Genomic DNA, 22,218 nt, shown 5'->3' with positions numbered 1-22,218 from the left:
CGGCACCGGGCGGCCGGCGGCCAGCAGGAGTTCCCAAGACGCAGCTGTACCGCTACAAATTGTGTAAGCCAGCAAAGGAGTTGCCGATGACCGAGGCCCTGATCGTTATCGATGTGCAGAATGATTTCTGCCCCGGAGGCGCACTGGCGGTGCCCGGCGGGGACGAGGTGGCGGCCCTCATCAATGCGATGATGGACCGGTTCGACGCCGTGATCCTGACCCAGGACTGGCACCCGGCGGGGCATTCCTCCTTTGCGTCTTCGCATCCGGGAAAGGCTCCGTTCGACACGGTGGAGATGCCCTATGGCCCACAGGTTCTGTGGCCGGATCACTGTGTGCAGGGCAGCAACGGGGCGGACTTTCACCAGGATCTGCGCACCGGCGGCGACCTGATCATCCGCAAGGGCTTCCGGCCGGGAATCGACAGCTACTCCGGGTTCTTCGAGAATGACCAGACCACCCCGACCGGGCTGGAGGGATATCTGCGAAGCCGCGGCATCACGGCGCTGACCCTGGCTGGCCTGGCCACAGATTTTTGCGTTGCTTTCACAGCCCTGGATGCGGCGCGGCTTGGCTTTTCAGTCACGGTTGAACTGGCGGCCTGCCGCGCAATCGATCTGGACGGATCGCTGCAGGCAGCACTGGAGGGGATGGCGAGTGAAGGTGTGAATCTACAGCCCTGAGGGGAGTGTCGAAATATTAACAAACGTGTTGCTATGCTGCCCAGGCACCCGGACAGACGCCAAGGCTGACTGATGGACACTTCGGACTGGGCCGGCAATGGACCGCTGGCCAACTTTAACAGGCGATACGGTTCGCTTGAGCTGCTGCTGCGCTATTGCCGCGGCCATGTCCGGGCGTTCCGGGCCCGTCTGCTGTTCATGACCTTTGCCTTCGCCGTTCTTGGCCTGGCCGTGCCGCCGGTTTACGCATTGCTGGCTTTTGCGCTTGCCGTTGCCGGGGATGTTGCGGACTGCCTCCTGCTGCGCCGTGCGGATCATCTGGTCTGCCGCGGAATGGGCGAGGAGGGGCTGCGGCGGCTGACAGCGCTGACCGCCTTTTTGCACGCCTTGGCGCTTGGCGCGGCCGCGGCGGTCCCTTTCTGGGGCGAAACGCAGGCACCGCTGTCGCACGCGCACTATGAGCCGCTGTATACCATCTGTCTGCTGACCGGGATGGCGATCAATGCCGGGCTGGTGCTGCCGTATCACCCGCTTGCGGTCACTGCCAGACTTGTCACCTATGCTGTGCTGCCAGTTGTTTTTCTGGCAGTGGAGATCGTTAAAATCCCGGTCATGGCGCCAGTGTATTCGCTGCATCTGGCCGGAGTGCTTGCGCTTATTGCCTCCTTTATCTGGTTTCTTACCCATGTCATGCGCAATTTCACCCGGAACCGCAGCGTCCTGCTGGCCCAGGCCCTCCAGCAGGAGGAACTGGAAGCCGCCTATGTCCGGCTTTCCGATCAGAAAATGGAGGCCAAGCGCCTGGCGCTGGTCGCCAAAAATGCCAACGACAGCGTGATGCTGATGGACCGCGACGGGCGCATCACCTGGGTGAACGACAGTTTCACCCGGATCACCGGTTACAGCTTTGACGAGGCGCAGGGCCAGTTTCCCGGCGATCTGCTGAACAGCGGCGAAACCGATCCTGCGACGATCCAGCTGCTGCAAGACAGCCTGCGTCATGCGCGGCCTGTGCGGGTGGAGATCCGCAACCGCTGCAAGGACGGGCGGCGGGTCTGGATCGAGACCAACCAGGTGTCGATGCTGAATGCGGCCGGCGAACTGGAAACCCAGATCGCGGTGGAGCGGGACATCACCGCGGCCAAGGAGCATTCCCAGCAATTGGAACAGGCCCGTGCCGCTGCCGAGGAAGGCGCCCGCGCCAAGGCCGACTTCCTGGCCACGATGAGCCATGAAATCCGCACGCCGATGAACGGGGTGATCGGCATGGCGCAGCTGTTGCGCGAGAGCAGCCTGACCGAAGAGCAGGCCCTGTACGCCGATACCATCCTCAGTTCGGCGGATACCCTGCTGGCGCTGATCAATGATGTCCTCGATTTTTCGCAAATGGATGCCGGGGAGCTGAACCTCAGCCAGGTCAACTTTGATCCGCACGCCTGCTTTGAGGAAACTGTCCGCCTGCTGCAGGCCCAGGCAGACGCCAAAGGGCTGGAGCTGGTTCTGAACATCACGGGCCGTGTGCCCTGCCAGCTATGCGGGGATGACCGGCGGATCCGGCAGATTCTGATGAACCTCACCGGCAATGCGATCAAGTTCACGGAGCAGGGCCGGGTGCTGGTGACGCTGGATGCCGAACCGGCGGCATCGGGGGCAGGCCACGATCTGGTGTTCTCGGTGGCGGATACCGGAATTGGCATCGCCGCCGAAAAGCTTGGCAAGGTGTTTGAGCGGTTTTCCCAGGCGGATGCTGCGATCAGCCGCCGCTTTGGCGGCACCGGGCTTGGGCTGGCCATTTGCCGCCGCTTGGCGGAAGCAATGGGCGGCAGCATCGCGGCCGCGTCGGAACCGGGCCTGGGGTCCTGTTTCACGGTGCGGCTGCGGTTGCAATCGCCTCTGGCGGAACCTGCAAAAACGACCGCCGCAGCGGCCTATCCGGAGGGTTCCGCGGCACTGGACGGTCTGCGGGTTCTGGTCGCCGAGGACAACGCGGTGAACCGGGTGCTGATCGAAAAATTCCTGCAATCCTCCCCGGTGGAGCTGGCCTTTGCCAAGGATGGCCGCGAGGCCGTGGCGCGTTTTGAAGACTTTGCGCCAGATGTCATTCTGATGGATATGTCGATGCCGCAGATGGACGGGCTGGAAGCCACCCGGGCGATCCGTGCCGGGGCCCTGCCGCAGCCGGCCATCGTGGCCCTGACCGCCAACGCCTTTGAGTCCGACCGCAAGGCCTGCCTGGATGCCGGTATGGATGATTTCATGAGCAAGCCGATCAGCCGGAGGGCGCTTCTGGACGTGCTGGGCCAGGTGGCCCTGCAGGCGCAAGCCCGCCGCGCGGGTTGATGTCCTTGCCCCGGCAGGCGGGCTAATCTATCAATCAGTGACCCTTATGCACGAGGCTGCCGGTGGATATTGCAACCCGCGTTTACAATCACAAATGGAAGATCGATCCGATCGTCCGGTCCCTGATTGATACCGACTTCTACAAGCTGCTGATGTGCCAGTCGGTGTTCCGCAACAAGCCGGACACCACGGTGACCTTCTCGCTGATCAACCGCTCCACCCATGTGCCGCTGGCCCGGCTGATCGACGAGGGCGAGCTGCGCGAGCAGCTGGATCACATCCGCTCGCTTTCGCTCAGCCGCGGTGAAAGCACCTGGCTGCGCGGCAATACATTCTATGGCAAGCGGCAGATGTTCCGCCCCGATTTCATGGAATGGTTCGAGGGGCTGCGCCTGCCGCCCTACCATCTGGAACGCAAGGGCGACCAGTATGAGCTGACCTTCGAGGGCAAATGGCACGAGGTGATGCTGTGGGAAATTCCGGCGTTGGCGGTGCTGATGGAGCTGCGCAGCCGTGCGGTGATCAACAGCATGGGCCGCTTCGAGCTGCAGGTGCTCTATGCCCGCGCGATGACCAAGGTCTGGGAAAAAATCGAACGCCTGCGCGGCATTGACGGGCTGACAATTGCCGATTTCGGCACCCGCCGCCGCCATTCCTTCCTGTGGCAGGACTGGTGCGTGCAGGCGATGCACGAGGGGCTGGGGGGCAAATTCACCGGCACCTCCAACTGCCTGATCGCCATGCACCGCGAGGTGGAGGCGATCGGCACCAACGCGCATGAGCTGCCGATGGTCTATTCGGCACTGGCAGACAGCGACGCGGCGCTGGCCCGGGCGCCCTATGACGTGCTGTCCGACTGGCATGACGAGCACGAGGGCAACCTGCGCATCATCCTGCCGGATACCTATGGCACCCAAGGTTTCCTGGACCGCGCACCGGACTGGCTGGCCGGCTGGACCGGCATCCGCATCGACAGCGGCGACCCGGCCAAGGGCGCGGAGGTGGCGATCAACTGGTGGCAGCAGCGGGGCGAGGATCCGGCGGACAAACGGGTGATTTTCTCGGATGGCCTCGATGTGCAGCAGATCGCGGACCTGCACGCCCGGTTTTCCTCCCGCACCAAGGTCTCCTTCGGCTGGGGGACGCTGCTGACCAATGATTTCCGCGGGCTTGTCCCCGGCGACGCGCTGGCGCCGTTCTCGCTGGTCTGCAAGGCGGTTGCCGCCAATGGCCGTCCCACGGTGAAACTCTCCGACAACCCGGAAAAGGCGATGGGACCGGCGGCAGAAATCGCGCGCTACAAGCGGGTGTTCGGCGTTGGCGATCAAGAGCGGCAGGCGGTAATCGTTTGATAAGACTTCGCCAGTCTTGCGGCGGGTTTCAGGCAAGGCGGTACAATTAGCGGCAGAACCTCTGCCCCAATGTTTCGCGCGCGAAACATTGGGTAATAACTGCTGACCTGAATATCCACCCTACCCGTGATGCGCCGCAACGGTCTTGAGCTGCGAGAAACCGTACAGCGCCTCAAACCCCTTTTCCCGCCCGTGGCCGGATTTTCCGACCCCGCCGAAGGGCAGTTCCACGCCGCCGCCGGCGCCGTAATTGTTGAGGAACACCTGCCCCGCGCGCAGGCGTTTCGCCAGCCGCATCTGCCGCGCCCCGTCACGGGTCCAGACGCTGGCGACCAGCCCGTAATCGGTCGCGTTGGCGATCCGCAGCGCGTCTTCCTCCGTGTCAAAGGGGATCAGCACCTGAACCGGGCCAAAGATCTCCTCGCGCGCCAGCACATGGTCCTCCGGCACGTCAGCGAACAGGGTGGGGCGCACATAGGCGCCGGTCTTTGGCGCCTGCGGAACGATGCTGCCTTGCGCCGCCACCGGCAGGTCCGCGCCCTGCTGCAGATAGCCTTCGACAATCTGCTTCTGCCGGGCAGAGATCAGCGGCCCCAGCCGCAAGTCCGCGACGGCCGGCCCCACGGTCAGCGCGCCATAGGCCGCTGCCATCCGCGCCTTCACGTCGTCATAGACCGCGCGCTGCACCAGAATGCGGGAGGAGGCCGAACAGGTCTGGCCGGCATTCTGAATGCCCGCGTTCACCAGAAACGGCAGCGCCGCATCCAGGTCCGCGTCGTCAAACACCAGCTGCGGGGATTTCCCGCCCAGCTCCAGCGTCACCGGAACCACATTGGCGCCCGCCGCCTGCTGCACCAGCGCCCCGGTCCTGACCGACCCGGTAAAGGAGATATGCTGCACACCGGGATGCCCCGCCAGCGCTGCGCCGGCGTCCCGTCCCAGACCCGGCACCACATTCAGCGCCCCGGCGGGCAGCCCGGCCTCCATCGCAATATGAGCAAAAGCCAGCGCCGTGAGGCAGGCCTCTTCGGCGGGTTTCAGCACGCAGGCATTGCCCATCGCCAGCGCCGCCCCGACCGAACGCCCGATGATCTGCATCGGGTAATTCCAGGGCACGATATGGCCGGTTACCCCATGCGGCTCGCGCAGGGTATAAACGGTGTAGCCGTCGAGATAGGGAATGGTCTCCCCCGTCACCTTGTCCGCCGCGCCGCCGTAGAATTCGCAGTAGCGCGCCAATGCCACCGCATCGGCGCGCGCCTGGGCCAGCGGCTTGCCCACATCCATCGCCTCCAGCGCAGCCAGAAGTTCCACCCGCTCCAGCACGAACTGGCCGATCCGGGTCAGGATGCGGCCGCGTTCCAAGGCACTCATTTGCCCCCATCCGCCATCCAGTGCGGCCCCGGCCGCATGCACGGCGGCGTCGATATCTGCCGCACTGCCCCGGGCAATCCGGCAGATCTCGCTGCCATCCGACGGGTTTGCCAGCGGCAGGGTCCCGCCGCTGGCGGCAGGCCGCCAGTTGCCGCCGATCAGGCAAAGCGCGGGATCAAACCAGAGAGGGTCAGACATGCTGCGGGCTCCTTTCGGTATCGGTCAGCTCCGGCAGCACCGGGGCTGCGGCGATCAGCTGCCGGGTATAGGGGTGCTGCGGGTTGGAGAACACATCCTCGGTTGCGCCCTGTTCGACGATCTCTCCCTGCTGCATCACCAGGCAGCGGTCGGTGATCGTCCGCACCACGCTCAGGTCATGGCTGATGAACAGATAGGTGAGGCTGTAGGCCGCGCACAGTTCTGCCAGCAGGTCGAGGATCCGGGCCCGCACCGAAACGTCGAGAGCAGAGACCGCCTCGTCAAAGATGATCAGTTCGGGCCGTGTGATCAATGCGCGGGCAATTGCGAGGCGCTGGCGCTGTCCGCCGGAGAACTGGTGGATGTATTTGCCGCCATCTTCAGGCTTCAGCCCGACGGCGGAGAGGGTTTCGGAAATCAGCCCGGCGCGCGCCGCCCCGCTTGGCGGATCGGGCAGCGAATAGAAGGGTTCGGTGATCAGACGCTCCACCTTATGGCGCGGGTTGAAGCTGCCATAGGGGTCCTGGAACACCACCTGCATCTTGCGCCGGACCGTTGAACCGGGGTGAGTCGCGACGGGCGCGCCATTCAGGCGAATCTCCCCGCCTTGCAATGGTTCCAACCCCAGAATCGCCCGTGTCAGGGTCGATTTTCCGCAGCCCGACTCACCCACCAGCCCCAGCCGTTCACCGCGGTTCAGGGTGAAGGAGACATCGTTCACGGCGCGGAATGTGCCGGGTTTTCCAAACCATGATCCGCGCGGGGTTTTGTAGTCTCGGACCGCATTCCTGACCTCCAGCAGCGGCGCCGGGGCAGGCGGGTCCGGCAGCGCCACCTGATGGTTTGAAGCGGCAAACAGCATCCGCGTGTAGGGATGGCGCATGTTGCGCAAAAGCCAGCTGGTGTGGCCGGTCTCCACCACCGCGCCATCCCGCATGACGACGATCCGGTCGGCCAGATCCGCGACGACGGCCAGGTCATGGGTGATGATCAGCAGCCCCATGCCATAGTCCTGCACAAGATCTTTCAGCAGGTCGAGGATCTGCGCCTGGGTGGTGACATCCAGCGCGGTGGTCGGTTCATCCGCGATCAGCAGCTTGGGGCGCAGGGCGATGGCCATGGCGATCACCACCCGCTGCCGCTGGCCGCCCGACAGCTCATGCGGGTAGCGCGCGAGGGGAAACCGGTCCGCCGGCAGGCCCACCCGCTCCAGCACCTCGCGGGCGCGGGCTTCGGCCTGCGCGCGGGGCATCGCCTGGTGGATCAGGATCGTCTCCATCACCTGATCGCCGATGGTTTTGACCGGGTTCAGCGCGGTCATCGGCTCTTGGAACACCATGCCGATGGACTGGCCGCGGATGGCGCACATCTGCGTCTCGGACTGCTCCTGCAGCTGGGTTCCGTTCAGGGTGATGTAGCCCTTGGCGTGGACTGTTTCCGGCAGCAGCTGCATGATGGCCAGCGCTGTCATCGACTTGCCGGATCCGCTTTCGCCGGTGACGGCGACGGTTTCGCCCGGATCGACGTGGAAGCAGACGTCCTTCAGCACCTGAAATGCGCCGATCCTGACCGACAGGCTGGTGACATCAAGCAGGGTCATGCGCGCGCCACCCGCAGCTTCGGGTCCAGCCAGTCGCGCAACCCGTCGCCCAGGAGGTTCAGCCCCAGCACGGTGAGGATGATGGCAGTGCCCGGCACCAGCGCCAGATGCGGGGCAAAGCTGACCATTGTCTGCGCATCCGCCAGCATCCGGCCCCAGCTGGGCGTGGGCGGCTGGGCGCCGAGGCCGACATAGCTGAGCCCCGCTTCCGCCAGGATGCCCAGCGAAAACTGGATGGTGCCCTGCACGATCAAGAGGTTCATCACATTCGGCAGGATGTGCTCGGCCGAGATCCGCGCGGCCCCCTTGCCGGCAACCCGCGCGGCGAGAATGAACTCGCGTTCCCACAGCGACAGCGCCGCGCCGCGAGTGATGCGGGCAAAGACGGGGATGTTGAAAATGCCGATGGCGATGATGGCGTTGACGGCCCCGGCGCCCAGGACAGCGGTGATCAGGATGGCAATCACCAGCGCGGGGAAGGCAAAAACCAGATCATTGCCGCGCATGATCGCCTCATCCAGCCAGGTGCCCTTGCGCGCCGCAGCGGCAAGGCCCAGCGGCACACCGGCGCCCATGCCGATGCCGACAGCCACCAGCGCCACGGCGATGGAGGTGCGGGCCCCCACCATGATCATCGACATCAGGTCGCGGCCGAAATGATCGGTGCCCAGCCAGTGCTGCGCATTGGGCGGCTGCAGCTTGGCGGGGATGTTCATGGCTGCGTGGTCAAAGGGCGTCCACAGGAACGACATCAGCGCCGCCAGCAGCACCAGCGCCGACAGCGCACCGCCAAGGATCAGGCCGCGGGTCATGTCCGGCTCCTCAGCCGCGGGTCCACCAGCGCATAGGTAAGATCGACCAGGAAATTCACCGTGATCACTGCAAAGACCAGCAGCATCACCACCGATTCCACCACGATCAGATCCCGTGCCGAGATCGCCTGGAACACCAGCCGCCCAAGGCCGGGCAGAAAAAACACCTGCTCAATGATGATGGCGCCCGCAAGCAGGAAGGAAAACTGCAGGCCGATGATGGTCAGCACCGGGATCAGCGCATTGCGGACCCCGTGCCGCCACAGCGCCTGGCGCCGGGTCAGCCCCTTGGCGCGGGCGGTGCGCATGAAGTCTTCGCCGAGAATGTCCAGGAGTGCTGAGCGCATCACCCGGGTCAGGATCGCCGCCTGCGGCAGCGCCAGCGCGATGGCCGGCAGGGTGAGCGCATGAAGACCCGTCCAAAGCCCGGCCTCCCAGCCGGGAAAACCGCCGGCCCCGAACCAGCGCAGGTTGATGGCAAAGACCAGCACCAGCATCATGGCGAACCAGAAATTCGGCACTGCTACGCCCAGCTGGGTGGCGCCCATCACCGCCATGCCGCCCGGCTTGCCGCGGCGGGCGGCGGCATAGATGCCGGCCGGAAAGGCGATCAGGGTGGACAGTGTCAGCGCATAAAGCGCCAGCGGCAGCGATACCCACAGACGGTCGGCGATCATGCCCGCAACCGGCGTGCGGTAGGTATAGGAGGTGCCGAAATCACCGTTCAGCAGGCCCGCGGCCCATGTCAGGTAGCGGGCCGCCTTGGCCTGATCCAGCCCCAGCTCTGCCCGAAGGGCCGCAACCGTATCGGGCTGCGCATTGACCCCCAGCATAAAGGCCGCAGGATCGCCCGGCGCCACCTCCACCACAAGAAAAATCACCAGCGAGGCAACGGCCAGGCTGACGATCAGCGACAACAGGCGTTTCAGGGCATAACGCAGCATGGCCGCCACGTTAGGAGCGCAGCGCTGCGCGGTCCAGAGGGGATCCGGAGAGCAGAGCCAAAAAGGGGAAATAATCTCCCGTTCTCAGCGGGTTGAATGTGCAGCATCTGGAATATGCGCGGCTATCGCACAGATCATGGGGGCCGTGCCTGCGGCTTGTTTCCAGACGGGGTCTTCCGCATTGCGGGCCCGGCAGGGTATCACATGCTTCATGCTGGCGCGTCCCTTGTTCATCGGATCGGAAATCTACCGTGGCTCCTCTTATGGCGGCACCCATCCCCTGCGGGTGCCGCGGGTGTCGACCGTGATGGACCTGTCCCGGGCGCTGGGCTGGCTGCCGGCCGGGGCCTATGTGAATTCCCCGCGGGCGAAACCGGCGGTGCTGACGGCCTGGCACACGCCGGAATATGTCGCGGCGCTGCAGGCGGCCGAGGCGGCGCAGGCCGTAACCGGGGCGGTGCGCGCGCGGCATCATCTGGGGACGATCTCGAACCCGGTGTTTCCGGAGATCTTCCGCCGCCCGGCCACCGCGGCCGGCGGCTCGGTCCTGGCGGGGGAGCTGCTGGCGGATGGCGGCATTGTCTATAACCCGGCGGGTGGCACCCACCACGGGATGCCGGACCGGGCCAACGGGTTCTGCTATCTGAACGATCCGGTGCTGGCGATGCTGTCGCTGCGCCACCACGGCGCGCAGCGGATCGCCTATGTCGACATTGACGCCCATCACGCGGACGGGGTGGAGCATGGCTTTGCCGGTGATGCGGACGTGCTGATGATCTCGGTGCATGAGGAAAACCTGTGGCCCAAGACCGGCAGGCTGACGGAGGATGCAGGCGGGTCGGCGCTGAACCTGCCGGTGCCGCGCGGCTTCAATGATGACGAAATGGCCCATGCGCGCGACGGGCTGATCCTGCCCGCGGTCGCGGCTTTTGCGCCGGATGCCATCGTGCTGCAATGCGGGGCGGATGCGGTCAGTGAGGACCCGCTGCCGCATCTGGATCTGTCGAACAACGCCCATTGGGCAGTGGTACGGGCGCTGATGGGGATGGCACCGCGGCTGCTGGTGCTAGGCGGCGGCGGCTATAACCCTTGGTCTGTCGGGCGGCTTTGGACTGGTGTCTGGGCCGCGCTGAACGGGTTCGAGGTGCCGGAGCGGCTGCCTGCGGAAGGTGAGGACGTGCTGCGCGGACTGGAGTTCAACGGCAACCGCCTGGGCCGCAACCCGCCGGAACATTGGTTCACCACGCTCAGGGATCAGCCGCGCGGCGGAAACGTTCGGCAGGAGATCCGGGAGCGGGTGGCCTATTTGCGGGCAAGGCGGGGAGTATAACCCGGCCTATCGGCCGGGCGGTTTTCTTGCATTACAGGCTCTACTCTGCCCAGCTGATCGCGGTCAGGTCGATGGCGGCGGTGGGGGCGTTCTCCCACAGCCCTTGCAGCCCGGCCTTGGCCACGCCCAGCTTGGCCAGCTGGAACAGGTAGCCGTTGACATAATCCGCCGAAATCATCTCTTGCGCCTTCTGCAGCAGCGCGGTGCGGGCGTCGGGATCAGTGGTGGCGTTCAGCTTGGCCATCAGCTCCTGAAAGGCTTTGCTGTCATACTGAAAGTAGTAATCGGGCCGGGCATAGATGCCGATGTCCATCGGCTCGGTATGGCTGACGATGGACAGGCCGAAGTTCTTGCCGCGGAAAACTGTTTCCAGCCATTGCGCCCATTCCACGTTGATGATCTCGGCCTTAATCCCCACTGCGGCCAGCTGCGCGGCCACAATCTCCCCGCCGCGGCGGGCATAGGAGGGCGGCGGCAGGTGCAGGGTGGTTTCGAAACCCTCGGCAAGGCCAGCTTCGGCCAGCAGCGCCTTGGCCTGTTCCGGGTCATGGGCAGAATTGCCGGTCAGGTCTGTGTAGGCCGGGTTGTGCGGCGCAAAATGGCTGCCGATGGGGGTGCCATAGCCGAACATCGCGCCGTCTATGATCGCCTGCCGGTCAATGGCATGGGCCACCGCCTGGCGCACGCGCAGATCATCAAACGGCGGCTGCTTGTTGTTGATCGACAGGATCGTCTCGCCCTCGGTTGACCCGACCAGCACCTGGAACCGCGGATCGGCCGCAAACTGCGGCAGGTTTTCCGGTGCCGGGAAATTATCGAAGGCGTCGATATCCTCGGCCATCATCGCGGCAAACGCAGCGGTCGGGTCGGAGATGAATTTGAAGGTGGCCGACGCCAGTGCGGGCTGTTCGCCCCAATACTCCGGATTGCGGGCCAGGCTGATCCGGTCGCCCTGCACCCATTCCTGGAAGGTATAGGCGCCAGTGCCGACCGGGGCGGTCTTGATGTCTTCGATGCTTTCGGACGCGACAATCACCGCATCGCCCCAGGCAAGATTGAACAGGAAACCGCCGTTCGGGGCGTCCAGCGTGACTTTGACGGTATGCGGATCCACCGCCTCCACCGATGAAATCCCCTCGAACAGTGTCTTTTGCGCGTTGGTGCTGTCGTCGGCGCGGGCGCGGTCGAGCGAGAATTTCACGTCCTCCGCATCCATCGCGCTGCCGTCATGAAAGGTCACGCCCGCACGCAGGCGAAAGGTATAGACCGTGCCGTCTTCGGAAATTTCCCAGCTTTCGGCCAGGCCGGGCACCACAGATCCATCGCCCATGAACCGGGTCAGCCCTTCGAAGATGTTGCTGTAAACCACCGAGTCGATGGCCTGAGCCGCGGCGCTGGTCGGGTCCAGATGCGGCGGCTCCAGCTGCAGCGCAATGGTGACGCTGTCCTTGGCCCAGGCGCTGCCTGCCGCCAGTGCAAGCGCCGAACCGGCGGCGAAAACGTAGGATCTGAAAGCCATCGGAAAACTCCCTGTGTGCAAATTACGGGCCGGTTATGGCGCCTATTGGAAACGAGTTTCCCCTTTTCCCAAGCGTAATCAAGGCCGGGCGGCATTTCGCGCACTGGAAGCACGCGGCGTTAATTGATAATCCGTGTCCACTCTTGAACCGCGGACAGGACACCATGAGCGCAACAGCCAAAAAACAGGCGCCCAACGCCGAAGACATCCGGGCCCGCAAAGGCGGCACGCCGCTGGTGAGCCTGACAGCCTATACCACGCCGATGGCGCGGCTGATGGACAAGCACTGCGATTTCGTGCTGGTCGGCGACAGCGTCGGCATGGTGCTGCACGGTCTGACCTCGACCCTGGGCGTGACGATGGAGATGATGATTATGCACGGTCAGGCGGTGGCGCGCGGGCTGGAACAGGCGATGCTGGTCATCGACATGCCGTTCGGGTCCTACGAGGAAGGCCCGCAGCAGGCGTTCCGCAATGCCGCCCGGCTGATGGCCGAGACCGGCTGCGCCGCGGTCAAGCTGGAAGGCGGCGTCGAGATGGCCGAGACCATCCGCTTTCTGGTCAAGCGCGGCATCCCGGTGATGGCGCATATCGGCCTGACGCCTCAGTCGATCAACACCCTGGGCGGCTACAAGGTGCAGGGCCGCGATGCGCAAGCGGAGGCGGTTCTGGCGGATGCACGTGCCGTGGCGGAGGCCGGGGCGTTCTCGGTGGTGCTGGAAAAGGTGCCGCAAAAGCTGGCCGACAGCATCACCGCCGAGCTTGCCATTCCCACCATCGGCATCGGCGCCAGTGCCGGCTGCGACGGGCAGATCCTGGTGGTTGACGACATGCTGGGCTTTTTCACCGCCTTCAAACCGAAGTTCGTGAAGCGTTACGCCGATCTGGGCCCGCTGGCCGAGGCAGGCATTGCCGAATATTCCGCCGAAGTGCGGGCGCGCGCTTTTCCGGCGGCGGAACACGTCTTTGCCGATCAGGCGCCCGCGGGCAAAGCCACCGCCGTCAAAGCGCCCTCGAAAGGATGACTTCCGACATGACTGCACCGATCCTGCGCCGCCTGTCCGATTTGCGCGCCAAGACCGCGGACTGGCGCCGCAACGGCGAGACCATCGGCCTGGTGCCGACCATGGGCGCGCTGCATGCGGGCCATTTGTCTCTGGCTGAAGCGGCCAAGGCGTCCTGCGACCGGGTGATTGTGACGATCTTCGTGAACCCCAAGCAGTTCAACACGCCGGAAGACCTGGAAAACTATCCCCGGACCGAAGCTGACGACGCGCAAAAGCTCGCGCATCTGGGGGTGGATCTGATCTATGTCCCGGACCCGGATCAGATCTACCCGGACGGCTATGCCACCAATGTCTCGGTCGGCGGCAGCATCACCGATGTGATGGAAGGGCCCTTCCGCCCCGGCCATTTCGACGGGGTGGCTACGGTGGTGGCCAAGCTGTTCCTGCAGACCAGCGCGGACAAGGCGTTTTTCGGCCAGAAGGATTACCAGCAGCTGATGGTGGTGACCCGGATGGCCCGCGACCTGGATATCCCGATCGAAGTCGTCGGCTGCGAGACGGTGCGCGAGGCGTCGGGGCTGGCGATGTCCTCGCGCAATCTGCGCCTGTCCGCGGATCAGCTGGCGCGGGCGGCCGCTCTGAATGCGGCAATGCGGGAGGCCGCTGCCAAGGCATCGGCGGGAGAACCCTGGGCGCCGCTCGAGGCTGCCGCGCGCAAAACACTGGCCGAGAGCGGGTTCGGCGATGTGGAGTATTTCGACCTGCGCTGCGCCGGGACGCTGGAAGCCCTGGAAGCACCCGCCCGGCCCGCCCGTCTGCTGGCTGCCGCCTGGATGGGAAACATCCGGCTGATCGACAATATCGAAGTTCTTCAACTAAAATCTTAGTAGGGGCTGGCAGCGGTAACACATTTGCGTTTATGCTCCCCGGTCAGAGGAGACTGGAGGGCAGCAGATGACCTATATTCTGGCAATTGATCAGGGCACCACGTCGACCCGGGCAATCCTGTTTGATGCGGGAATGCAGGTCGCGGGGACCGCACAGCAGGAGTTTGCCCAGCACTACCCGCAGGCGGGCTGGGTGGAGCACGACCCTGAGGAGATCTGGGACACCACCGTCGCGGTCTGCCGCAAGGTGATGGCGGACCTGGATGTCACTGCTGCCGAGATCGCCGGCATTGGCATCACCAACCAGCGCGAAACCACCGTGGTCTGGGACAAGGCCAGCGGCAAGGCGATCCACAATGCCATCGTCTGGCAGGACCGCCGCACCGCCGCCATTTGCGAGCAGCTGCGTCAGGACGGCCATGAGAACGTGGTGATCGACCGCACCGGGCTGCTGCTCGATCCCTATTTCTCCGGCACCAAGGTGAAGTGGATCCTCGACCTGGTGCCTGGCGCGCGGGACAGGGCGGCGGCGGGGGATCTGCTGTTCGGCACGGTGGACAGCTTCCTGATCTGGCGCCTCACCGGCGGTGCGTCGCATGTGACCGATGCCACCAATGCCGCGCGCACGCTGATGTATGACATCCGCAAGGGCCGCTGGAGCCGCACCATCAGCGACCTTTTGGAGGTGCCGCAGCAGATGCTGCCGGAGGTGAAGGACAGCGCTGCCGATTTCGGCACCACCGATCCGGAGATCCTGGGCGGCGCTGTTCCGATTCTGGGCGTGGCCGGCGACCAGCAGGCGGCCACCATCGGCCAGGCCTGCTTCCGCCCGGGGATGATGAAATCGACCTATGGCACCGGCTGTTTTGCCCTGTTGAACACCGGCGATGCGCCGGTTGTGTCGAAGAACCGGATGCTGACCACCATCGCCTATCAGCTGGATGGCAAGCCGACCTACGCGCTGGAAGGTTCGATCTTCATCGCCGGGGCCGCGGTGCAATGGCTGCGCGACGGGCTGGGGATCATCGAACAGGCATCCGACTCGGGCGAACTGGCGCTGCGGGCGGATCCGGGCCAGGACGTGATTCTGGTGCCCGCCTTCACCGGCCTTGGCGCGCCTTACTGGCAGCCGGAGTGCCGCGGCGCGGTGTTCGGCCTCACCCGCAATTCCGGCCCGGCGGAATTTGCCCGCGCAGCCCTGCAAAGCGTCGCCTATCAGACCCGCGATCTGTATGAGGCGATGCGGGCTGACTGGGAGGACGACAGCCACCACACCGTGACCCTGCGCGTCGATGGCGGCATGAGCGCCAGCGACTGGACCATGCAAAGCCTCGCCGACCTGCTGGGGGCCGCGGTCGACCGCCCGGTGATGCAGGAAACCACCGCGCTGGGCGCGGCCTGGCTGGCGGGGATGCGGGCCGGGATCTATCCGGACCAGACCGGTTTTGCCGATACTTGGAAGCTCGACCGCCAGTTCGTGCCGCTGATGCAGCCTGCGGCCCGCCAGGCGGCCTATGCCCGCTGGCAGCGTGCCGTGCAGGCGGTGATCGGGGTCTGACCGCGGTGAGATAGGGCAGGGCGGGGGCTCCCGCCTGCTGCTGCCCATTCACAGAATGTGCATCACAGTTGGGCGTGGCGCCGCGCTTTGCGCGGCGTTTTCTTTTTTACTGAGAAGCGATTGAAGGGCAGGACTGCCCTTCAATGCGCCTTTCCAACTGTGTGTCCGCCCATCCGCGCCTCAACGGGGAACCGAGCCTGCGGCACGGCGGCTGCGCCGCCCTTGACCCGCGGCTGGCCGCGGGCGGGCCTCAGCTGACGCGGGCGCCTGTGGGTATGGTCGGGGGGCGGGCGTTCAGCCCCTCGATGGAAAAGCCGGCAATCGACTTGTATTTGGCGGCATGGGCGGCCAGCTCCGCCTGCGGGATCACCTCGCCGATATCCCTGAAGTTGCCGCCGCAGAGATCCTCGACCCGCTGCAGCACCCCGTCCGGCCCGCTGCCTGCGCGATTGGCACGCCCCACCGCTGTGGTCAGCGGGCGCAGCTCTGCCTCATAGGCCTGCAGCGCCTTTGCCGTCACGCCGTGTTCCAGCAGCCGCGCACCGATCACCCGCGCATCGACGATGGCCTGGCTGGCGCCGTTCGACCCGACCGGATAGGTCGGATGCGCCGCGTCGCCCATCAGGGTCACATTGCCGGTCGTCCAGCTGTCCAGCGGATCACGGTCCACCATCGGGTATTCATAGACAACCTCCGCCCCGCGGATCAGCGCCGGCACATCGATCCAGCCGAACCGCCATTCCGCGAAGTCGGGCAGGAAGTCATTGATATCCGCAGGCCGGTTCCAGTCCTCCCGGCGCCAGGGCGCGGAAGGGTCAAAGCTCTTTTCCGCAATCCAGTTCATTGCGACGCGGCCCGCCGCGTCCGGGGCCGAGATCGGATAGGCCACCAGCCGCAAATGGTCGTGCCCGATCATCGCCATCGCCGCGCCGCCCTTGAAGGCAGGCGCGCGGGCGGTGGCGCGCCACAGGATGCGGCCGTTCCAGACCGGGGCGCCCTCCTCCGGCACCATTTGCGCGCGCAGGGCGGAGTGGATGCCATCCGCCGCTATCACCAGGGAACCGTCAACCCGCCGTCCGTCCGCCAGCAGCAAAGCGGCGCCGCCCGCGGTGTTTTCAAACCCGGCCGCCCGGGCGCCGGTTTCGATGCACTCCGGCCCGGCGCGCTCTGCCAGCGCGCGGTACAGCAGCATTTGCAATTCGCCCCGGTGCACCGAGAACTGCGGCCAGGCATAGCCCGCGCTGGTGCCGCGGGGCTCCTCCCAGATGGTCCGGCCCAGTTTGCTGTAAAACCCCAGCTGCCGGGTCCGCACGCCGATGGCGTCCAGCTCCGCCTCCAGCCCCAGATCCAGCAGCTCCCGCACTGCATTGGGCTGCAGGTTGATACCGACGCCCATCGGCTTCAGTTCCCGGGCCGCCTCAAAGATGCGGAACGGCACACCGATCTGATGCAGTGTGAGCCCGAGTGACAGCCCGGCTATGCCGCCGCCGGCGATGAGAATGGACATAGTAAGTATACTCCCTATTTGTGCAGGCAGATAACCACGGCGCGCGGCCGCGGGCAAGCTGGCAAAAAGGGAAAGCGGTCAGCGCCGCCCGGTGATCATCAGGTCAGGCCCGAAAATCACATCCGCATAGTTGTGCAGATAGATTTTCAGCCACGGCGTGAAACGCTCCGGGTGGCGGCTCACTTCGGCCAAGAGGTCATGATAATCGACCCAGCGGGTCTCCATCACCTCATCCGGGTCGGGGGTGATGGTCACGGGGCGGTGGGCATGGGCCAGAAAGACATCAACAGCCTCATGCTCGATCAGGCCATTGCCGACATCGGCGCGGTATTCCAGGTGATGGCGGAACTCGGGATAGAGGCCCGTCAGCCCCAGCTCCTCACGCATCCGCCGCACGGCGCAGGCCGACGGCTGTTCATCCCACATCGGGTGGGTGCAGCAGGTGTTCGCCCAGAGGCCGGGCGTGTGGTATTTGCCCATCGCCCGGCGCTGCATCAGGATATCCACGCCTTTGACCACAAAGACGGACACCGCCTTGTGCTTCAGTCCGCGCTCATGCGCGGCAAGCTTGTCCACCGGTGTCAAATCGCCGTTCACCCAGGCGGGGATCATGTGGCTCATGCTGTGTCCATGACGGTTCTTTTGTGGCGCGGCCTGCCGCAACTGCGATGGCCTGGCTTCTACCGCTAACCTCTGCGGGTGACGAAAGCAATTACGCGAAAAGCCGCGGCGCAAATGCCGCGGCTTTGTGGCCGTTCTGCCGGAAAGGCCTTACTCGGAAGCGGCTTCTGCGGCTTCCTCGGTTGCGGCTTCCTCCGCCGGCGCCGGGCCGTGGCCGGCCAGGAAGGCAAAGATATCCTCGCCGCCCTTCTTCAGGCGGAAGGACATTTTCGACTTGGCCTTGGCGTTGCCGGTTTCGGCCTGCAGGAATTTCTTGGGGTCGGTGGTGAAGCCGATGAACTTCTCTTCGTCCCAGACCAGCCCGGCTTCGCCTGCCGCAACCAGGTCATCGCTGTATTTGAAGCCTTCAACGCTGCCCGCGGTGCGGCCTGCCAGGCCCCACAGATTGGGGCCGGTCTTACCGCCCTTCACGATCACATCGCCGTCGTCCGAAACGACCGTGTGGCAGGATTTGCATTTGTTGAACCCCTTCTCACCCTTAGCCGGGTCGCCTTCGGCAAAGGCTGGGGCGGCGAGGAGGCCGAAAACGGCGGCTGTCACGAGAAGTTTCATATTGCTTGCTCCGGTTTTGAGTTGGCAGGTTTGACTCATGATCCAATAGCCGGCGGTGTCAACCGGCAGTTTGACGCGCATCAATGTCATGGCAGGAAGTTGCAGATTTTCAGGGCACTGCCCAGCAGGGCAGCAGATCGCCGGGGTCCGGGCGGGCGTGAGAGATCGCGCGGGCGATGGCGCGGCTGAGGCACAGCGCGGCGGCATGGCAGACCGGCCCAAGGTCCGCATCCGGGTGGTCCAGGGCGCGGGCGCCGGTGCTGGCGGCAAAGACCAGATCGCCGTCGCCGGGCGCGTGGGCCGGAACGATGGCGCGGCCGATGCCGTCATGGGCGGCGGTGGCCAGCCGCTGGCACTGCGCCTTGCTGAGTGCGGCATCGGTGGCGACAATGGCGATGGTGGTATTGGCGCGCTCTTCCGGCAGGGGGGCATTGCCCAGCGTCTGCATGGCGGCCAGTTTGCGGCTCTCCGGGCTGCGGCCCAGCCCGGCTGCGGGATCCGGGCCCAATCCGCCGAATTCATCCCCGATTTCAAACGGTGCCGCCCAGAAATGCCGTTCACCCGGCGTGGTGACAGCGCCCAGCGGGTTGGCGGCCACCAGCGCCCCCACGGTCACGCCGCTGTCCAGCACCAGCGAGGCCGATCCCAGCCCGCCCTTGAGCATCGCAGTCAGCGCGCCTGTGCCCGCACCAAAAGTGCCAAGATCAAACGCCCCTGCCGCGGCCTTGAACGCCGCCCGGCCCAGGGCGCGGTAGGGATTTTCCTCCCATGCCTTGTCGCCGCCGTTCAGCAGATCGAACAGGATCGCGCCCGGCACCAGCGGCACCCGTGCCGGGCCGACCGGAAAGCCGCGGCCCTGGCTGTGCAGCGCATCCATCACGCCGGAGCAGGCATCCAGCCCAAAGGCCGAGCCGCCGGACAGCACCAGCGCGTCGATCTTTGCCACCGATTTGTCCGGCGCCAGCAGGTCCGTCTCCCGCGTCCCCGGTGCACCGCCCATCACATGCACGGATGCGGTGAAAGGCCTGTCCGATGTCAGCACCGTCGTGCCGGACTTCAGCACCGTATCCTGCGCATTGCCGACCAGGATGCCGGGGACGTCAGTGATCAGATTTCGGGGGCCGGGGATCATATCGGGCAGTCCTTTGCTTGGCCGAAGCCCGCAGGTGAGGGCTGACTGCGGCGCGCGTAGTTCGGGAATGGTGAAACAGCCGGTTTCAGGCTGTCTAAATACGGGGCTTAGGGGCTGCCGTCGCCGGATCGCCTGTGTTCGGCTCGCCGTTGGGCTCGATCAGCAGCACCTTGCATTCCTGTTCGGCGCGCGGGCGGTGGCTGACGCCCTTGGGCACAATGAACAGCTCGCCCGCGCGGACGGTCCGCGGCGGCAGGCCTTCGATATCCATCACCATTTCGCCCTCCAGAACCAGGAAAAAATCATCGGTGCCCGGATGCTGATGGAAGGGAAATTCACCCTGGAACTTCACCACCATCACGTCATTGCCATTATAGTCCGCCACCACCCGCGGGTCCCAATGGCTGGAGAACATTGCCAGTTTCTCAGCCAGGTTCACGGGGGTCATATGCAGCGTCCTCCGTCCACTTCCATTGCCACTCCGGTCACCATGCCGGCCTCGTCCGAACACAGGTAACAGGCCGCGTTGCCCATGTCCTCGGGGGTGGAAAAGCGGCCGATGGGGATGGTCGACAGGAATTTGGCGCGCATTTCCGGGGTATCTTCGCCCATAAAGGTCTTCAACAGCGGCGTTTCCCCGGCCACCGGGTTGATCGCATTGGCCCGCACGCCGTGCGGAGCCAGTTCCACCGCCATGGTTTTGGTGGCGGTGATCATCCAGCCCTTGGAGGCATTGTACCAGTTGAGGTTGGGCCGCGGCGACACGCCGGCGGTGGAGGCGACATTCAGGATCACGCCGGTCTGCCGCGCCTTCATATGCGGCACCAGGGCGCGGGCGGTCAGGTAGACGGATTTCATGTTGACCGCCATCACCCGGTCGAAATCCTCCTCGGCGATGTCCTCCAAAGGGGCAGGCAGATGGGTGACCCCGGCATTGTTGACCAGGATGTCGAGGTGGCCAAAGGCGGCAAGCGCGGCCTCTGCCATCGCATTGACCGAGGCGCCGCCGGAGACATCCACCTGATGGGCGGTGGCGTTGCTGCCCAGCTCGGCGGCCAGTTCCGCTGCCGCGGCGCCATTGATGTCGGCAATCATCACCCGGGCGCCTTCCGCCAGGAACTTGCGCGCAATCCCGGCGCCAAAGCCCGAGGCGCCGCCGGTCACGATCGCGGTCTTTCCTGCCAGCCGCATGTTCTTTTCCTCCCTGCTGTTTTGCCAGCAGCATGGGCGGAGCGGGCGGCGGGTGCAATCCGCTGGATTAGTCCGGGTCGATTTTACCGCGCGTCGCTTTCAGCCCGCCGCGCTGTTTCTTGGCCTCAAGCCGCCGCTTGACCGAACCGCGGGTCGGTTTGGTGGCAATCCGCCGCTTTGGCGCCACCAGCGCCTTGCGCACCAGTTCGGCCAGCCGTTCGCGCACAATCTCGCGGTTGCGCTGCTGCGACCGGGTCTCGTCGCATTGCAGGATGATGGCGCCTTCCTTGGTCCAGCGGCGCCCGGCCAGCCGTTTCAGCCGGTTCTTGACCGCAGCCGTCAGCGCAGGCGAGCGTTCGGCCTCGAACCGCAGTTCCACCGCGGTGGCCACCTTGTTCACATTCTGGCCGCCGGGGCCCGAGGCGCGGACAAAGCTTTCGGTGACTTCCCAGTCCTGCAGGGAGATTTGCGCGTTAACGTGGATCATGGCTCAGTCAGTAATCGAAAAGGGCTGTTCCCACACGCGGGAACAGCCCTTCGAGATGATAGGAGGTGCACCGGTTAGGTCAGCACCAATTCAGGGGTTTATACGCGCCAAGGGCTGCCTCGGCCGCACACCTTCTGAACTGTTCCGGCACTGCTCTCCATAGCTTCTCTAGACAATGGGCACCTCCTTTCTGAATGTTTCGTGTGACTTCAGCCTGCCACAGATTCGGCAGATGTCAAAACAAAATCATGTGGTCTTTTCGGTCAGTTTACGCACGATGATGCGGAACGGCACAAGCGCCAGCAGCGCAAGCGACAGTTTCACCATCCAGTCGGCCGCGGCCAGCGAGACCCACAGCGGCGCCAAGGGGCCGCTGCCCAGCAGCGGCAGCACCTCGCCCGCCCAGGCCACATCGTTGCCGGGCTCCAGCCAGCTGAGCCCGCCGGAGAAGGCGAGGGTGAAGAACAGCGCGGTATCGACGGAGGAGCCGATCAGGGTCGAGGCCAGCGGCGCGCGCCACCATTTGCCCTCGCGCAGGGCTGAGAACACGGCCACGTCGAGAAGCTGCGCGGTGAGGAAGGCAACACCGGAGGCAAGCGCAATCCGCAGGGTCACGGCCGGATAGGTGAAGCCGTCGCCCTGCAGCATGATCCGGGTGCCGATCAGCGAACAGGCAACCCCGGCCAGGAAACCGGCCACAACCACCTTGCGCGCCGCTGCGGTGCCGTAGACCCGGTTCATCACATCGGTGACCAGGAAGGCGATGGGATAGGTGAAGGCGCCCCAGGTCAGCCATTGGCCGAACAGGAATTGCACCAGGATATTGGAGGCCACCACGACGGCAGCCATGGCAACGATGCCGGGAATATGCGAGCGGGTCATGGGCCGGATCCATTTATCAAGGCCGCGGGCATCATCCCTGCCACGGCAGAAGACTGGCGCTTTAAACCGGAGCTGCCGCTGCTGCAAGCATCCTGCGGGGCAGGGGCTCCCGTCCGCTCGGGCGCATTTCAGGAAATGCGCCGCCCGGTTGGGCCCGGCGCCGCTGCCGCGGCGCGGCGGCG

20 protein-coding genes are annotated in these 22,218 nt (G+C 65.2%); 7 read left to right on the top strand and 13 right to left on the bottom strand.

Translation table 11 applies throughout. From position 1 onward, the window contains the following. Positions 1–86: 86 nt before the first annotated feature. The 3 genes from pncA (at position 87) to pncB (ending at position 4,375) form a co-directional block, all read left to right on the top strand. Positions 87–683, top strand: a complete 597-nt coding sequence (gene pncA / locus METH_RS18165; RefSeq protein ID WP_024091936.1) for a bifunctional nicotinamidase/pyrazinamidase — start codon at positions 87–89, stop codon at positions 681–683. A 72-nt stretch (positions 684–755) separates the two neighbouring features. Continuing rightward, complete coding sequence (locus METH_RS18160) at positions 756–3,023, top strand: hybrid sensor histidine kinase/response regulator (protein ID WP_024091935.1); 2,268 nt, start codon at positions 756–758, stop codon at positions 3,021–3,023. 62 nt (positions 3,024–3,085) lie between these two features. After that, the gene (gene pncB, locus METH_RS18155) at positions 3,086–4,375 is read left to right on the top strand and encodes a nicotinate phosphoribosyltransferase (RefSeq protein ID WP_024091934.1); all 1,290 of its coding nucleotides are present in this window, start codon (positions 3,086–3,088) and stop codon (positions 4,373–4,375) included. 120 nt (positions 4,376–4,495) lie between these two features. Here the strand turns inward: pncB and METH_RS18150 are convergent, their stop codons facing one another. From METH_RS18150 to METH_RS18135, 4 genes are read right to left on the bottom strand one after another with little or no spacing between them, the layout of a single operon-like run. Then, entirely contained in the window at positions 4,496–5,947 is a 1,452-nt protein-coding gene (locus METH_RS18150; RefSeq protein WP_024091933.1) for an aldehyde dehydrogenase family protein, read from the bottom strand. Beyond that, a complete protein-coding gene (locus tag METH_RS18145) occupies positions 5,940–7,547 on the bottom strand; it encodes an ABC transporter ATP-binding protein (RefSeq protein ID WP_024091932.1) in 1,608 nt (535 codons plus the stop codon). The genes METH_RS18150 and METH_RS18145 overlap by 8 nt, the downstream gene beginning before the upstream one ends. Continuing rightward, positions 7,544–8,359: an ABC transporter permease gene (locus tag METH_RS18140; protein ID WP_024091931.1), complete on the bottom strand. Its 816-nt coding sequence runs from the start codon at positions 8,357–8,359 to the stop codon at positions 7,544–7,546. Before METH_RS18140 ends, METH_RS18145 begins: the two co-directional genes overlap by 4 nt. Beyond that, positions 8,356–9,303 carry an ABC transporter permease gene (locus METH_RS18135; RefSeq protein ID WP_024091930.1) on the bottom strand — a complete coding sequence of 316 codons (948 nt, stop codon included), beginning with the start codon at positions 9,301–9,303 and terminating at the stop codon, positions 8,356–8,358. The genes METH_RS18140 and METH_RS18135 overlap by 4 nt, the downstream gene beginning before the upstream one ends. Positions 9,304–9,514: 211 nt before the next feature. On the opposite strand from METH_RS18135, the gene METH_RS18130 reads away from it, so the two are divergent. Continuing rightward, on the top strand, positions 9,515–10,633 hold the full coding sequence (locus tag METH_RS18130) for an acetoin utilization protein AcuC (RefSeq protein WP_024091929.1): 1,119 nt from the start codon (positions 9,515–9,517) through the stop codon (positions 10,631–10,633). A gap of 40 nt (positions 10,634–10,673) precedes the next feature. On the opposite strand, the gene METH_RS18125 is transcribed toward METH_RS18130, so the two are convergent. Next, on the bottom strand, positions 10,674–12,152 hold the full coding sequence (locus METH_RS18125; protein ID WP_024091928.1) for an ABC transporter substrate-binding protein: 1,479 nt from the start codon (positions 12,150–12,152) through the stop codon (positions 10,674–10,676). Positions 12,153–12,316: 164 nt separating this feature from the next. Between METH_RS18125 and panB the strand changes: the two genes are divergently transcribed. The 3 genes from panB (at position 12,317) to glpK (ending at position 15,604) form a co-directional block, all read left to right on the top strand. Next, positions 12,317–13,177 (top strand): 3-methyl-2-oxobutanoate hydroxymethyltransferase, encoded by an 861-nt coding sequence (gene panB / locus METH_RS18120; RefSeq protein WP_024091927.1) that lies wholly within the window; start codon positions 12,317–12,319, stop codon positions 13,175–13,177. A gap of 8 nt (positions 13,178–13,185) precedes the next feature. Next, a complete protein-coding gene (gene panC, locus METH_RS18115; protein WP_024091926.1) occupies positions 13,186–14,046 on the top strand; it encodes a pantoate--beta-alanine ligase in 861 nt (286 codons plus the stop codon). Positions 14,047–14,113: 67 nt separating this feature from the next. Beyond that, positions 14,114–15,604 (top strand): glycerol kinase GlpK, encoded by a 1,491-nt coding sequence (gene glpK, locus METH_RS18110; protein WP_024091925.1) that lies wholly within the window; start codon positions 14,114–14,116, stop codon positions 15,602–15,604. Between the two features lie 250 nt (positions 15,605–15,854). Here glpK and METH_RS18105 read toward each other — a convergent pair whose 3' ends face one another. From METH_RS18105 to METH_RS18070, 8 genes are all read right to left on the bottom strand, one after another. Then, on the bottom strand, positions 15,855–17,111 hold the full coding sequence (locus METH_RS18105; RefSeq protein WP_024091924.1) for a flavin-dependent oxidoreductase: 1,257 nt from the start codon (positions 17,109–17,111) through the stop codon (positions 15,855–15,857). Between the two features lie 78 nt (positions 17,112–17,189). Then, positions 17,190–17,732 carry an isopentenyl-diphosphate Delta-isomerase gene (gene idi / locus METH_RS18100; RefSeq protein ID WP_024091923.1) on the bottom strand — a complete coding sequence of 181 codons (543 nt, stop codon included), beginning with the start codon at positions 17,730–17,732 and terminating at the stop codon, positions 17,190–17,192. A 150-nt stretch (positions 17,733–17,882) separates the two neighbouring features. Continuing rightward, positions 17,883–18,344 (bottom strand): c-type cytochrome, encoded by a 462-nt coding sequence (locus METH_RS18095; RefSeq protein WP_024091922.1) that lies wholly within the window; start codon positions 18,342–18,344, stop codon positions 17,883–17,885. Positions 18,345–18,453: 109 nt separating this feature from the next. Then, positions 18,454–19,476 carry a P1 family peptidase gene (locus METH_RS18090; protein ID WP_024091921.1) on the bottom strand — a complete coding sequence of 341 codons (1,023 nt, stop codon included), beginning with the start codon at positions 19,474–19,476 and terminating at the stop codon, positions 18,454–18,456. A gap of 94 nt (positions 19,477–19,570) precedes the next feature. Next, entirely contained in the window at positions 19,571–19,924 is a 354-nt protein-coding gene (locus METH_RS18085; RefSeq protein WP_024091920.1) for a cupin domain-containing protein, read from the bottom strand. Then, a complete protein-coding gene (locus METH_RS18080) occupies positions 19,921–20,667 on the bottom strand; it encodes an SDR family oxidoreductase (RefSeq protein WP_024091919.1) in 747 nt (248 codons plus the stop codon). The genes METH_RS18085 and METH_RS18080 overlap by 4 nt, the downstream gene beginning before the upstream one ends. Positions 20,668–20,734: 67 nt before the next feature. Further along, positions 20,735–21,154, bottom strand: coding sequence for an alternative ribosome rescue aminoacyl-tRNA hydrolase ArfB (gene arfB / locus METH_RS18075; protein ID WP_024091918.1), 420 nt, complete (start codon positions 21,152–21,154; stop codon positions 20,735–20,737). 246 nt (positions 21,155–21,400) lie between these two features. Further along, positions 21,401–22,036 (bottom strand): queuosine precursor transporter, encoded by a 636-nt coding sequence (locus tag METH_RS18070; protein ID WP_024091917.1) that lies wholly within the window; start codon positions 22,034–22,036, stop codon positions 21,401–21,403. Positions 22,037–22,218 lie beyond the last annotated feature (182 nt).

Origin of the sequence: Leisingera methylohalidivorans DSM 14336, from assembly GCF_000511355.1 — a bacterium.
GTDB classification, from domain to species: domain Bacteria; phylum Pseudomonadota; class Alphaproteobacteria; order Rhodobacterales; family Rhodobacteraceae; genus Leisingera; species Leisingera methylohalidivorans.
This window is presented reverse-complemented; position numbering and strand designations above follow the sequence as displayed.